The organism is Pseudomonas sp. SJZ074 (assembly GCF_007828215.1).
Lineage (GTDB): Bacteria > Pseudomonadota > Gammaproteobacteria > Pseudomonadales > Pseudomonadaceae > Aquipseudomonas.
Genome location: NZ_VIUE01000030.1, coordinates 55,994 through 67,678, shown reverse-complemented (window position 1 = coordinate 67,678; position 11,685 = coordinate 55,994). Strand labels below are relative to the sequence as shown.

The following is an 11,685-nucleotide window of genomic DNA, read 5'->3' as shown; positions in this document are numbered from 1 at the left end:
TTTTGTGTGGTGCAACACAAGCTGCCGACTCATGCAGGTCTCTTCAATATTCCAACTTCTTGATTTTTCGTAAGAAAATTCGGGGATTCCTCAGGAGCAGAGTGCATTCCATTGCTCTTATGTTTCCGCATTTTACGTGCCGAAATTATAGGTACATTCGGATCGAGAAAGACGCCACTAATCGAATTGTAAAACTTCGTAACAGTTTGAGTTACGGAGACCTCAGCGAAGCTAGTAGGGAAGTTTCTACGTTGAGTGACATCGGGGCAGGTAAAGAACAACCTTTCATGCGTTGTGCCATTTAAAATCCATTCACGAAGCTTTAGGTATTCTTTCAAAAGCGGCAAGCCAGTGTTCCGCCCAACATTATAGGTCGTCGATTTCCCTCCTGCGCGAAACTTTACGGCAGACAACTCTTTCTTTAGAGGGGATTTCTCTACTTCCTGCGCATCTTCGTAGCTGAATTGGGCAAGCTCGGTTGGCGTGGCGCCCGTGATCAACAAAAATAGGCACGTGTAAGCTCTTGCAGCAAGATACGCCACATGCAGACGGTGCCAATGGCGGTCATCTTCATTGGAAGAGTCTAGGTAAGTTCGCGTCTTTTCTAAATCAAAGGCGATGTTACTTCTAACCCCAGGCTTACAGCCACGCTTAACACAGGCAGAAATATACTCTTCCACCGTTGCAATACGACGCTCAGCTGCATTATAAGAAAGCGGAGATTCCTTGAAGGGTCCTACTGCACCATGAAAAGAAGGAAATACTACGACTTCATAATCCCTGATGTTGACCACACATGGGTACGGCTTGTTGGCCAAAACAAAATACCCGCACTGTAGGGCAATAGCCAAACAAACGTCCCTATACAACCCAACATGTATTTCATTAGCTGACTCCGACCCTCTGTCCGGAATTATTTTAACCGCACCCGAAAGAATATGGTGATAGCTCTCAGGAAAACATAATTCGATCAGTCTCACGGCTCCGCTTTGAAACTGCGAGGCTGTCGTGGGTTTCCAAATACTGTGTGCTATCTGGTGATTAAGATACGCGGTATAATCCCGATATGCTTGTTGTGCATACATTTCACTGAAAAAAGCTTCTTTGTAGCCGTTCGTATCTACCCAGTCGATGAAGCGCTCGGCATTGCTGAAAAATTGCAACACCGATGCGTCGCGCAATCCTATAAAAGACTCTAGAAGCCTCACAACAAGCTCACGGCGATTTTCAACAAACGAACTAATTACAACCGGCGTTCCGCGATTATCCTTCGCGCTTTCATTTCTTCTTCTAAGTAAATAAACTAAACTGCCAACATCCAACGGTTTCTTTTTCACCTTCGCGGACAATTGAAGGCGCAAGCGCTCCGGCTCGGAAAACTGCTGAGCCAACTCAGCTGGAGTAATAATCAGCGTATCGGGCCGATGCTCGTAATAGTGTAAATTATCGATCTTCCGCCTCCAAATTCAGCACTTCATAGCTGCCATTGAACAGACTTTTCTCCCACAGCTCTTGGGCAATTACTTTTTCCTGGGTCATTTTAAATAACTTTAGATAATTCTCGGTAGTTTGCCTAGATTCATGATGCATTCGCTTTTGGATGAAGTCGATATCTTCACCCGGCTTCAGCAGTCCTTTTTGAACAAATACCTGCAGGCGCTGATAGAGCTGATAAGCAAATGTCGCTCGAAGCCAGTGATATGAGAAATCCTTCGGAAAGCGGCTGGGAGCTTTGTTAATTAATTTGCGCTTGATCGTATCGGTAACCTGCCCCGACTGTGGTGACCTTACAACAGGATAGCGTGGGTCATTTACTGCCATGTAATAGCAGTTTCCTTGATCAGAGAGAAATAGATAAATATCATCCTCATCCATGGTTACGCCTGGATGGCTTTCCTCCAGTTGGACCCTGAATTTCCCCCGCCGCTTCTTCATTAGGGGGCTTTCAGCAAGGGCGACCAGTTCGTCGGCGAGTTGCTTAGGGAAGTGTAGAATTTGCGCTTTGTCGAATTTTGTATCTATACCTGTTCGGGGACCAGCATGCAATTTATACGCTCCGTCCCTGCCGAGCCGGCCCTCTGTAAATTCTTTAAGATGCTTCATGCGAATGGTCAACACGCTTTGCTTGCGGGCGCCCGTCATTAGTGCGGTAAGTAGGATCAAACGCTCAACTGAAGACCATTCATTTTCAGTATTTATAGTTTCCAGAAATACACCCAACTCTAGATTAGATAGCGGCCTAAGATCCTCGCCGTCTTCTCGCACGAAGCCTAATGGCACCGAACTAACAGGAGGGGTACGCCGCGTTTGGCTTCTCTTATCAGCTTCAACAACCTTCACCCCCTTACGAGTCTGCACTAAGATTCGGACCTGTTTGATCGTATCGACTCGTTTCATGTCAAGGGGATGCCAATTCTCGGACACGTACCGATAAAAATGATAGACCGCCGCGGTATACTGATTAATTACTTGGTTGCTACGCGCACCTTCATCAATCAGATGATAAAAATATTTATAGGTTGGTCGAAGTGGAGATCTTGCACCTGAAAAGTCCAGCCAGTCTAAATCGTTATCCTCACATTATAAGAGATAGTCAAGTAATTTACTGGCACGGCGTCGAACGTCATCCGTTCGTATATTTACCGAGGAGTTGTCCCGCATGAGGCTCAGCAAATAATCATTTGCCTCGTGCCAGGGGTCTCTGCTCGCATGAAATAAAAATGGAAAATTGAACAGATCACGAACACTTCCACTGCCTACTTCATCGAGTTGGAAAACGACTAGAGAGTTGTCCCCTTCGATCTCCATTGCAGTCGCCCCAGGAGGTGCTTCGTTGACGTGTAGGCTGGCAAACGCATCACGCAGGTGCGGGATGATAATCAGACGGCTTTCGTGACGTGGATTGGTGTAGGCCATGACTCCCCCTTAACGAAGGAGTCAGATCCTAGAGATTTCGAGATGTACTCACAACGTGAGCAGTCAAACTATTTTTTGTTAAGGGATTCAACCCAAGGATCAAGCTTATGGAATAGCTTGGGGTAACGCCCCTTGAGATCCTTCTTCACCTCGGCGTAGGTGCTGCGCCAGAAGTTCGCCAGGTCCTGGGTCACCTGCACCGGCCGGCGTGCCGGGGACAGCAGGTGCAGCTTGACGACCTGGCGTCCGCCGGCGATGCGCGGGGTGTCGGCCAGGCCGAAGAGTTCCTGCAAGCGCACCGCCAGGATCGGCGGATGTTCGCTGTAGTCCAGGCGGATCGACGAACCCGACGGCACGCCCAAGTGATGGGGTGCTTGCTCGTCCAACCGCTGCGGCAACGGCCAGGGCAGCAGGTTGTGAACGATGCTCGACAAGTCCAGGTTGGCAAAATGGCTGAGGCGCGAGACTCGGCCCAAGTACGGCATCAGCCAATGTTCAAGACTGCCAAGCAGCGCTTTGTCGCTGACGTCGGGCCATTCGCTTTCGCCCTTGGCGTCCAGGTCCAGTCGACGCAGCAGTGCCACCCGCGCCTGCCATTGCCGCAGTTCTGGCGTCCAGGGTAATAATTCCAGGCCCTTGCGCCGCACCAGATTCACCAGGGCCTGGCTACGAGCGGACTCATCCAGGCCGGTCAGCGGCTCGCGGCTGAGGACCAGTTCGCCGACCTTACGCTGGCGCTCGGCCCGGAGGACACCTTCGCGCTCGTCCCAATCCAGTTGATCAACCGTGTGCACCTGCTCGGCCAGCACCGAATCGAACAGCGCCGGGTCGAAATCCGTTGCCAGATAGATGCGCTCTTCCCGCTGGCCCTGGCGACTGCCCAGATCGGCGATCACCAGCCACGCTTGTTTCATCAAGCTGTCAGCCTCGGCAAACAACGCCGCACGACCGTTGGCCAGGCGGTACTCCGCGCCGCCGGGTCGTCGTTGCTGCGCGACCCGATCCGGATAGGCCAGCGCCAGCAGCGCTCCGAGCCAACGCGGGTGATCGGGATCGGCCACGGCTTCTTCGGCCTTGCCCCGCAAGTAACCACGATACTGCCGGGCCAGTTGCCGCGCCCGTGTCACGCCGCCTTGTGCCCCGCGCGCCGCCCGTTCTTCGCCGGACAGCAAGGCCAGGCGACTGTGCAAGTCCGCGCCGGCGCCACGCAATATGTCGCGTTCACCCAATAGCGCAGCGACGTTACAAGCCATATCCGCCAATCCCAATGCCTGGCCACGCAACAGCAAATGGGCGATACGCGGGTGAGCCGGCAGTTCGGCCATGACCTGGCCGTGGCGGGTCAGTTGCTCGCCGTCCAGCGCTCCCAGGCGTTGCAGCAAGTCCTGGGCCTGGGCGTAGGCGGCGCTGGGCGGCACGTCGAGCCAGACCAGTTGCTGCGGCGTCACGCCCCAGCGCCCCAATTGCAGGGCCAGCCCGGCCAGGTCCGCCGAAAGGATCTCCGCGCTACCGTAGGCGGCCAGTTGTTCATGCTGGTCCTCGGACCACAACCGGTAGCACACCCCGGGCTCCAAGCGCCCGGCCCGACCGGCCCGCTGGGTGGCGCTGGCCCGGGAAATGCGCTGGGTGTCTAGACGGGTCATGCCGCTACCCGGGTCGAAACGTGGAACCCGGGCCAGCCCGGCGTCGACCACCACCCGCACGCCGTTGATGGTCAGGCTGGTCTCGGCGATGTTGGTCGCCAGCACCACTTTGCGCTGGCCAGGAGGCGCCGGGTCAATGGCGGCACGTTGGGCCGCGAGATCCAATTCGCCGTGCAGGGGACACAGCAGCACATTGCCGCCCTCGCCCAGGGCCTCGGCCAGTTGCTGGTGGACCCGACGGATCTCCGCCTGCCCGGGCAGAAACACCAAGACACTGCCGGTTTCATCGTGCAGGGCTTGGAGTACGGTCTGTACCAACCGCGGCTCGATGAATTCACCGGGCTGGAACGGACGGCCCCAGCGCATGGTCACCGGGAACATCCGCCCTGCACTGCGCAGGATCGGCGCGTCGTTCAACAACCCGGCCAGGCGCTCGCCCTCCAGGGTCGCAGACATCAATAGAATCTTCAGCGGCTGGTCTTCGCGAAACAGCTCCCGGCCGTTGAGGCTCAAAGCCAGGGCCAGGTCGGCGTCGAGGCTGCGTTCGTGGAATTCATCGAAAATCAGCAGCCCCACGCCTTCCAGCGCCGGATCGTCCTGCAAGCGGCGCGTGAGAATCCCTTCGGTGACCACTTCAATACGGGTGCTTGGGCCAACCTTGCTGTCCAGACGAATCCGGTAGCCGACGGTCTCACCAACCTTTTCCCCCAGCTCGCTGGCCAGCCGCTCAGCCGCCGCCCGTGCCGCCAGGCGCCGGGGTTCGAGCATCAGGATGGTCTGTCCGGCCAGCCAGGGCTCGTTCAGCAAGGCCAGGGGAACACGGGTGGTTTTACCGGCACCGGGCGGTGCTTCGAGCACGGCTTCGTGGCGCGATGCCAGGGCCTGGCGCAGGACGGGTAAAACTTCATCGATCGGCAAAGAAATCATGCTGGCTCCAAAACAGAGGGCCGAGTATAACGGCGAACTGTTTAGCGTGGTCTGGACTCCAACCAGTAACGCCTCTACTACCTGCTCAGGAGATTGCTATGCGTATTCCCTTTCGCGTGATCGGTGGCGTGCTGGTCGCCTCCCTGCTGACTCAAATCAGTGCCTGTGGCTCGATCTTCTACCCGGACCGTCGCGGCCAGATCGACGGCAAGATCGACCCGGCCATTGCTGCGCTCGACGCCGTCGGCCTGCTGTTCTACATCATCCCCGGCCTGATCGCGTTCGCAGTGGACTTCGCCACCGGCGCCATTTACTTCGAACCGGGCAAGACCGCCCAGGTCGCGCCGGAAAAACTCAAACAGGCCATCAACCCTGACGGCAGCGTCGACAACCATAAACTGCAGGCCATCCTGGAAAGCGAACTGGGCCGCAGCTTTCCCCTGGACGATCCTCGGCTGATCCAACACAAGGGCAGCGCACAGCAACTGGCCGCCCTCGGACTCAAGCCGGCCGCATAACGGGCGCCACTGAAGGAACGACCGCGCCATGACCACCAGCACCGAACACGCTCGTCTTCTACGCCTGGCCACCCGCGCCTCGGTGGCCGTGGCGTCGATCCTGATTATCGCCAAGGCCCTGGCCTGGTGGCTGAGCGGTTCGGTGAGCATGCTCGCCGGCCTGACCGACTCGGCTTTGGATGGCGTCACCTCGCTGCTCAATCTGCTGGCGGTGCATTACGCCTTGCGCCCCGCCGATGCCGATCATCGCTACGGCCATGGCAAGGCCGAGTCCCTGGCCGGCATGGCCCAGGCGCTGTTCATCGGCGGCAGCGCCGTGCTGATTGCCCTGCAGGCAGGCGAGCGTCTGAAAAGCCCGGTGCCGGTGGAGGCGCCCTGGCTCAGTGTCGGTGTGATCGTGTTCTCTCTGGCCCTGACCCTGGCGCTGCTGGCATTGCAGCATCGGGTCATCCGCGCCACCGGCTCCAATGCCGTGCGCGCCGACTCACTGCATTATCGCTCCGACCTGTTGCTCAACGGCAGCATCCTGGTGGCGCTGGTGCTGGCCGGGTTCGGCTGGTACCAACTCGACGCCTGGTTCGGCCTGGGCATCGCCGCCTACATTCTCTGGAGCGCCATCCAGATCGCCCGGGAAAGTTTCTCCGTGCTGATGGACGAAGAACTGCCACCCGATGTCAGCCAGCACATGCTGGAGCTGGCCTGCGCCGTGCCCGGTGTACTCGGTGCCCATGACCTGCGCACACGGATTTCCGGCAACCACTGGTTCGTGCAGCTGCATCTGGAATTGCCGGGGGAGCTGACCTTGTCAGTGGCCCACGGCCTCAGCGACCAGGCCGCCGATGCCATCCACCGTGCCTACCCGAAGGCCGAAGTGCTGGTGCATGCCGATCCAGTAAGGACAGCTGCAAGCTGCAAGCTTTAAGCGGCAAGTAGAATCGCCATCAGCTTTTACTTGCCGCTTGAAGCTTGCAGCTTGTGGCTGCTACTGAACCTGATACCCACGGCTGCTCAAGCAACTGCCTTGGGCCTGGCGATAGGTCTGCACCACTTCCGGTGCCGGCGGGTAGGTGTAGTTGCGCGGGTCGAACCCGCTCTGCTGCACCGCCCAGCGATAGCAGTCATAACCATCCTGATTGACCTGCTCGGGCGACTGACCGTTGGCCGGATAGGCCACCACATCGAAACTGTTGCCCTGAGGTTGCGGCTGCGGGTTGGCGACCGGCGCATCGACCACGACATAATCCTGGGTGTTGGCTTCGTAGATGTAATATGCGCCGGCGGCGAGGAAGAACAGCGAACTGCCAATCCACACTTCCCGGGCGTAATCGGGCAAGTAGCGGGTGCGGATGCCCCGCGGTGGCGCGACCACGACGTAACGCGGCCCTTGCGGGCGATACCAATAGCCGCCCGAATAGAAATAGTCCTGGCCGCGATAGGGCACGCGGTAATTGCGATCCGGGAAATGGTCGACCACATAACCCGGGCGGTATTCCGGCCCCGGGCCCCAACCGTTGCCATGCCCATCCGGCCGACCAGGCCAATGCTGACCGGGACGACCGTCATGGTCTGGTCGCGGACCTGCGTTCGGATAACCATCGTTGCGCCGAGGGATATCGCGGTAATACCCCGGTTGCGGTTCGCGGGTCTGGGTCACGCTGTCGGGCCGCCCCTGGATCGGCAGGTTGTTGCCGGGCGGTGGCTGCGGCGGACGACCGTGAGCGTTGGGGTCCTGCGGTGGACGACCGTAGTGTTGTCCGTCCGGGTGCTGCGGCCTGACCTCGAATTGACGACTGTTGTCGCCCCGAATGATTTCATTACTCTGCGGCCGCGGCTGGCCCGAGTAACCCTGGCCATTGCCACCGCGCCCATCCGGGCCGCGATTGCCATCCGGGCCGCCACGGTTTTGCTGATCGTCGGCCATTCCCTGCGCACTGACACTTGCCCACAACAGACCAACACCTGCCAAACGCCAGATGCGCGACTTCATGAAATTCCTCACAACGGTTCAGGGCCTGATGATAAGACTGGGAAAGCCCAGGCCGGTTCTGCGACAGATTATCAGCCACGAGGTTTATTTCGCAGGCATTAAAAAAGGGAGACCCGTCGGCCTCCCCTTGAGAATTTCGTCCGTGCTCGACGCTTATGACGTCGGCTCACCTCACGCCGTCTTCTGGACAGTGTGCAGCTCGGGGGTCATGGGTGGCCTGTCTGGCTACCAGGCACCGGTGGGTGCCGCGACCGCAGCCGGCCTGCTTGGGCGGGCTGCATTGGACTGTCTGTCCGAGCAGTGATCTTGGTGATAAGAATAGGCTCTGGGCGGCGACCAATGATTGCGAAGATTGCTCGATTAAACATCGCTTGCGCAATTTTTACCCTCGGATAGATAATCCCACGCAATTAACAGGATAAAGGCCCGACCGATGAGCAAACTCGACCGTTACGACCTTAGCATTCTGGCGGAATTGCAGCGCGACGCGCGCATCTCCAACCAGGAACTGGCCGAGCGCATCGGGCTGTCACCCTCGCCTTGTTCGCGGCGGGTCAAACAGTTGGAAGACGACGGTTACATTACTCGCCAAGTCGCATTGCTCGACCGCAAAATGCTCGGACTGAGCCTGACCGCCTACGTGTTGATCGGCATGGACCGTCACACCCCCGAGCGTTTCGAAAACTTCGAAGCCGCGATTCGCAACCTGCCGCAGGTGCTGGAATGCAGCTTGGTAACCGGCATGGACGCGGACTACCAGCTCAAGGTGGTGGTGCCGGACATGGACCACTACCAGAAACTGTTGCTGGGCCACCTGACCCGGATCGACGGCGTCACCAGCGTGCGCTCGAGCTTCGTGCTGAACCAGGTGCTCAGCAGTACCGAGTTGCCGTTGACCCATCTGCGCAACTGAAGGCCCCATCATCGGATCGCCGTCCGCAGATGTCGCATCGATCCCCGGACCAGTGTGGGAGCGGGCTTGCTCGCGAAGGCGTCGGCACATTCACCATCAATGCAAGCTGAGCCACCGCTTTCGCGAGCAAGCCCGCTCCCACAGGGGGTTGTGGTAAATCCAGATTTTCTGATCAACGGCATTCAACGGTAGGAGCGAGCCCGCTCCGGGCGGCGATCCGACGATGATGGCGGCCCGGCGATGAATAGCTGCGACACACCGCCGCAGGCCAATCCCTCGCTCTCCCCCCATGCCGTATACTCGCCCCGCCTTTTCAACCCCGCCCACGCCGGAGTGTTTCGATGGATCCTGTCGTTTTCGAAGAGTGGATGATGACCGGCCTGGTCAGCATCCTGATCATTTTCATGGGTTTCATCGTCTGGGATCTGGCGAAGAAGTCCAAGGCCGGGCGTTTCGGTTCGTTCATCCTGTTCTTCGTGCTGGGGCTCGGCGTGGCGGCGTTCGTCATCAAGAGCGTGGTGATCGGCCTGATCGAGTCCGGGGCGCTATAGGCGCGCCGGGACCTCTTTCCACTGGCCCTGGTCAAGCCCTTCGATTGTCCAATCGCCAATCCTGACCCGCACCAGCCGCAACGTCGGCAACCCCACGGCTGCGGTCATCCGCCGCACCTGACGGTTGCGCCCCTCGCGTATGACCAGTTCCAGCCAGCTCGTGGGCACGCTTTTGCGAAAGCGCACCGGCGGGTTGCGCGGCCACAGCTGCGGCTCCTCCAGCAGTCGCGCCTCGGCGGGCAGCGTCATGCCGTCGTTCAACTCGACACCTTCGCGCAGACGCTGAAGTTGCTCGCCGCTCGGCTCACCTTCCACCTGTACCCAGTAGGTCTTGGCCAGTTTGTGCTTGGGGTCGGCGATACGGGCCTGCAACTGTCCGTCGTTGGTGAGCAACAACAACCCTTCGCTGTCGCGATCCAACCGCCCGGCCGGGTAGATGCCCGGAATGTCGATAAAATCCTTGAGCGTCGCCCGCCCCTCGCCATCGCTGAACTGGGTCAGAACATCGAAAGGCTTGTTGAACAGAATCAGCTTCGGCTCGGCCGGGGCCGCCTTCGCCACACGGCGCGGCGCGGCGGCTGGAGGCTTCGCGCCAGGGCGACGGGAAGCAGGGCGTGGAGGACGGGACATGGCGGATACAACATCTAACGGTCAGGGCCGCCAATGCTAGTGGCCTGACCGCTAAATAACCACCGCCGTATTAGCGGAACGGCGGCTCGTCGAAGCTGCGCAGTTTGCGCGAGTGCAACGAATTGAGCTCGGTGCGCAGCAGGTCCAGCGCCTCGATACCGATTTTCAGATGCTGGTTGACCGCCCGTTCATAGAACGCGTTGGCCGAGCCCGGCAGCTTGATCTCGCTGTGCAGCGGTTTGTCCGAGACACACAGCAACGTGCCATAGGGCACCCGCAGACGATACCCCTGGGCGGCGATGGTGCCGCTTTCCATGTCCACCGCCACGGCGCGAGACAGGTTGATCAGCGGACGCTCCTGAGCCCAGCGCAGCTCCCAGTTGCGGTCGTCGTAGGTCAGCACGGTGCCGGTGCGCAGGCGTTTCTTCAGCTCATCGCCTTTTTCGCCGGTGATATTCGCCGCGGCTTGCTGCAGCGCCAGTTGCACTTCTGCCAGAGCGGGAATCGGGATGTTTGGTGGCACCACCCGGTCGAGGATGCCATCACGGCGCATGTAGGCGTGGGCCAGCACGTAGTCGCCGATGGTCTGGGACTGCCGCAGACCGCCGCAATGACCGATCATCAGCCAGCAATGAGGTCGCAGCACGGCCAGATGGTCGGTGATGTTCTTGGCATTGGAAGGGCCGACACCGATGTTCACCAGGGTCACGCCATGGCCGTCGTTGGCTTGCAGGTGATAGGCCGGCATCTGGTAGCGGTGCCAGACCACGCCGGCGGCGATGGCCGAGGCTTCGCTGTGGTCCATGTGCTTGTCGATGATCACATTGCCCGGCAGGACCATGCGCACGAAGCGCGGATCGCTGCGCAACTGTTCCAGGCCATGGACGATGAACTGGTCGACATAGCGATGGTAGTTGGTCAGCAAAATCCACGGTTGCACATGCCGCCAATCGCTGCCGGTGTAATGCACCAGACGGCGCAGGGAAAAGTCCACGCGGGCCGCGTCGAACAGCGACAGGGGCAGCGGGTCGGTGTTCTCCCAATCGTAGAGGCCGTCGGCGATGCCATCGGTGGCGGCCGACAGGTCGGTGCTGGGGAATACCCGCGCCAGCACCGCCGCCGTCACACCGGAACCTGCCAGTTCATCACCCTGCTCCACTACATAGGGGTAGGGAATGTTCTGCTCGCTGACACCCACTTCCACGGTGACGGTAAAGTCATGCATCAGTGGGACCAGTTGTTCGAGCAGGTATTTGCGGAACGCGGCAGGGTGGGTGACGGTGACGCTGTAGGTACCCGGCAACTGGACCTTGGCATAAGCGCGGGTGGTTTGCGGAACTTCGCCGTGGCAGTGATAAGTCAGGCGCAGGGCCGGATAACGAAACAGCGCACGTTGCTCGGCATCCGGCTCGATGCGGTCCTTGAGGTAGCGCATAAGCGCCTGATTCAACGCGGTGGTCGCACGCTCGTGCAGGGCCGCCAGGCGATCCACGGCTTGTTCGGCGGTTTGAACGACAATAAACGCTTCGGTCACGATCAGCTTCCTGTGTTCTGACTTGCAGGCTTTCATCTTGCCTGCATCGTCGCCCTACGGGAACAG

The 11,685-nt window shown here is 59.1% G+C and carries 9 protein-coding genes and 1 pseudogene; 4 read left to right on the top strand and 6 right to left on the bottom strand.

What is annotated here, in order from left to right; all coding sequences use genetic code 11:
- Positions 1-29: 29 nt before the first annotated feature.
- From FBX99_RS24370 to hrpB, 3 genes and pseudogenes are all read right to left on the bottom strand, one after another.
- Positions 30-1,361 (bottom strand): hypothetical protein, encoded by a 1,332-nt coding sequence (locus FBX99_RS24370; protein WP_144929886.1) that lies wholly within the window; start codon positions 1,359-1,361, stop codon positions 30-32.
- A gap of 82 nt (positions 1,362-1,443) precedes the next feature.
- Positions 1,444-2,916 (bottom strand): annotated as a pseudogene (locus FBX99_RS24365) (site-specific integrase).
- Between the two features lie 68 nt (positions 2,917-2,984).
- Positions 2,985-5,486: an ATP-dependent helicase HrpB gene (hrpB, locus tag FBX99_RS24360; protein WP_145133161.1), complete on the bottom strand. Its 2,502-nt coding sequence runs from the start codon at positions 5,484-5,486 to the stop codon at positions 2,985-2,987.
- 98 nt (positions 5,487-5,584) lie between these two features.
- On the opposite strand from hrpB, the gene FBX99_RS24355 reads away from it, so the two are divergent.
- Positions 5,585-6,004, top strand: coding sequence for a polyribonucleotide nucleotidyltransferase (locus FBX99_RS24355; RefSeq protein WP_144929883.1), 420 nt, complete (start codon positions 5,585-5,587; stop codon positions 6,002-6,004).
- Between the two features lie 28 nt (positions 6,005-6,032).
- On the top strand, positions 6,033-6,926 hold the full coding sequence (locus tag FBX99_RS24350; RefSeq protein WP_144929882.1) for a cation diffusion facilitator family transporter: 894 nt from the start codon (positions 6,033-6,035) through the stop codon (positions 6,924-6,926).
- 60 nt (positions 6,927-6,986) lie between these two features.
- Here the strand turns inward: FBX99_RS24350 and FBX99_RS24345 are convergent, their stop codons facing one another.
- Positions 6,987-7,991 carry a DUF6515 family protein gene (locus tag FBX99_RS24345; protein ID WP_144929881.1) on the bottom strand — a complete coding sequence of 335 codons (1,005 nt, stop codon included), beginning with the start codon at positions 7,989-7,991 and terminating at the stop codon, positions 6,987-6,989.
- A 433-nt stretch (positions 7,992-8,424) separates the two neighbouring features.
- On the opposite strand from FBX99_RS24345, the gene FBX99_RS24340 reads away from it, so the two are divergent.
- Together FBX99_RS24340 and FBX99_RS24335 are read left to right on the top strand one after the other, a co-directional pair.
- Positions 8,425-8,904, top strand: a complete 480-nt coding sequence (locus FBX99_RS24340; RefSeq protein ID WP_144929880.1) for an Lrp/AsnC family transcriptional regulator — start codon at positions 8,425-8,427, stop codon at positions 8,902-8,904.
- A 341-nt stretch (positions 8,905-9,245) separates the two neighbouring features.
- Positions 9,246-9,455, top strand: a complete 210-nt coding sequence (locus tag FBX99_RS24335) for a DUF2788 domain-containing protein (protein WP_144929879.1) — start codon at positions 9,246-9,248, stop codon at positions 9,453-9,455.
- Here FBX99_RS24335 and FBX99_RS24330 read toward each other — a convergent pair.
- Together FBX99_RS24330 and amn are read right to left on the bottom strand one after the other, a co-directional pair.
- Positions 9,450-10,016, bottom strand: coding sequence for a pseudouridine synthase (locus FBX99_RS24330; protein ID WP_178112055.1), 567 nt, complete (start codon positions 10,014-10,016; stop codon positions 9,450-9,452). The two genes, FBX99_RS24335 and FBX99_RS24330, sit on opposite strands and share 6 nt — an antisense overlap.
- A gap of 139 nt (positions 10,017-10,155) precedes the next feature.
- Positions 10,156-11,655: an AMP nucleosidase gene (gene amn, locus FBX99_RS24325; protein WP_178112047.1), complete on the bottom strand. Its 1,500-nt coding sequence runs from the start codon at positions 11,653-11,655 to the stop codon at positions 10,156-10,158.
- Between the last annotated feature and the right edge of the window lie 30 nt (positions 11,656-11,685).

What these genes read in the sequence shown, in the direction of transcription:
- hrpB (WP_145133161.1), bottom strand. Translation starts at nt 5,486, where the DNA reads ATGATTTCTTTGCCGATCGATGAAGTTTTACCCGTCCTGCGCCAGGCC.
- FBX99_RS24355 (WP_144929883.1), top strand. Translation starts at nt 5,585, where the DNA reads ATGCGTATTCCCTTTCGCGTGATCGGTGGCGTGCTGGTCGCCTCCCTG.
- FBX99_RS24350 (WP_144929882.1), top strand. Translation starts at nt 6,033, where the DNA reads ATGACCACCAGCACCGAACACGCTCGTCTTCTACGCCTGGCCACCCGC.
- FBX99_RS24345 (WP_144929881.1), bottom strand. Translation starts at nt 7,991, where the DNA reads ATGAAGTCGCGCATCTGGCGTTTGGCAGGTGTTGGTCTGTTGTGGGCA.
- FBX99_RS24340 (WP_144929880.1), top strand. Translation starts at nt 8,425, where the DNA reads ATGAGCAAACTCGACCGTTACGACCTTAGCATTCTGGCGGAATTGCAG.
- FBX99_RS24335 (WP_144929879.1), top strand. Translation starts at nt 9,246, where the DNA reads ATGGATCCTGTCGTTTTCGAAGAGTGGATGATGACCGGCCTGGTCAGC.
- amn (WP_178112047.1), bottom strand. Translation starts at nt 11,655, where the DNA reads ATGAAAGCCTGCAAGTCAGAACACAGGAAGCTGATCGTGACCGAAGCG.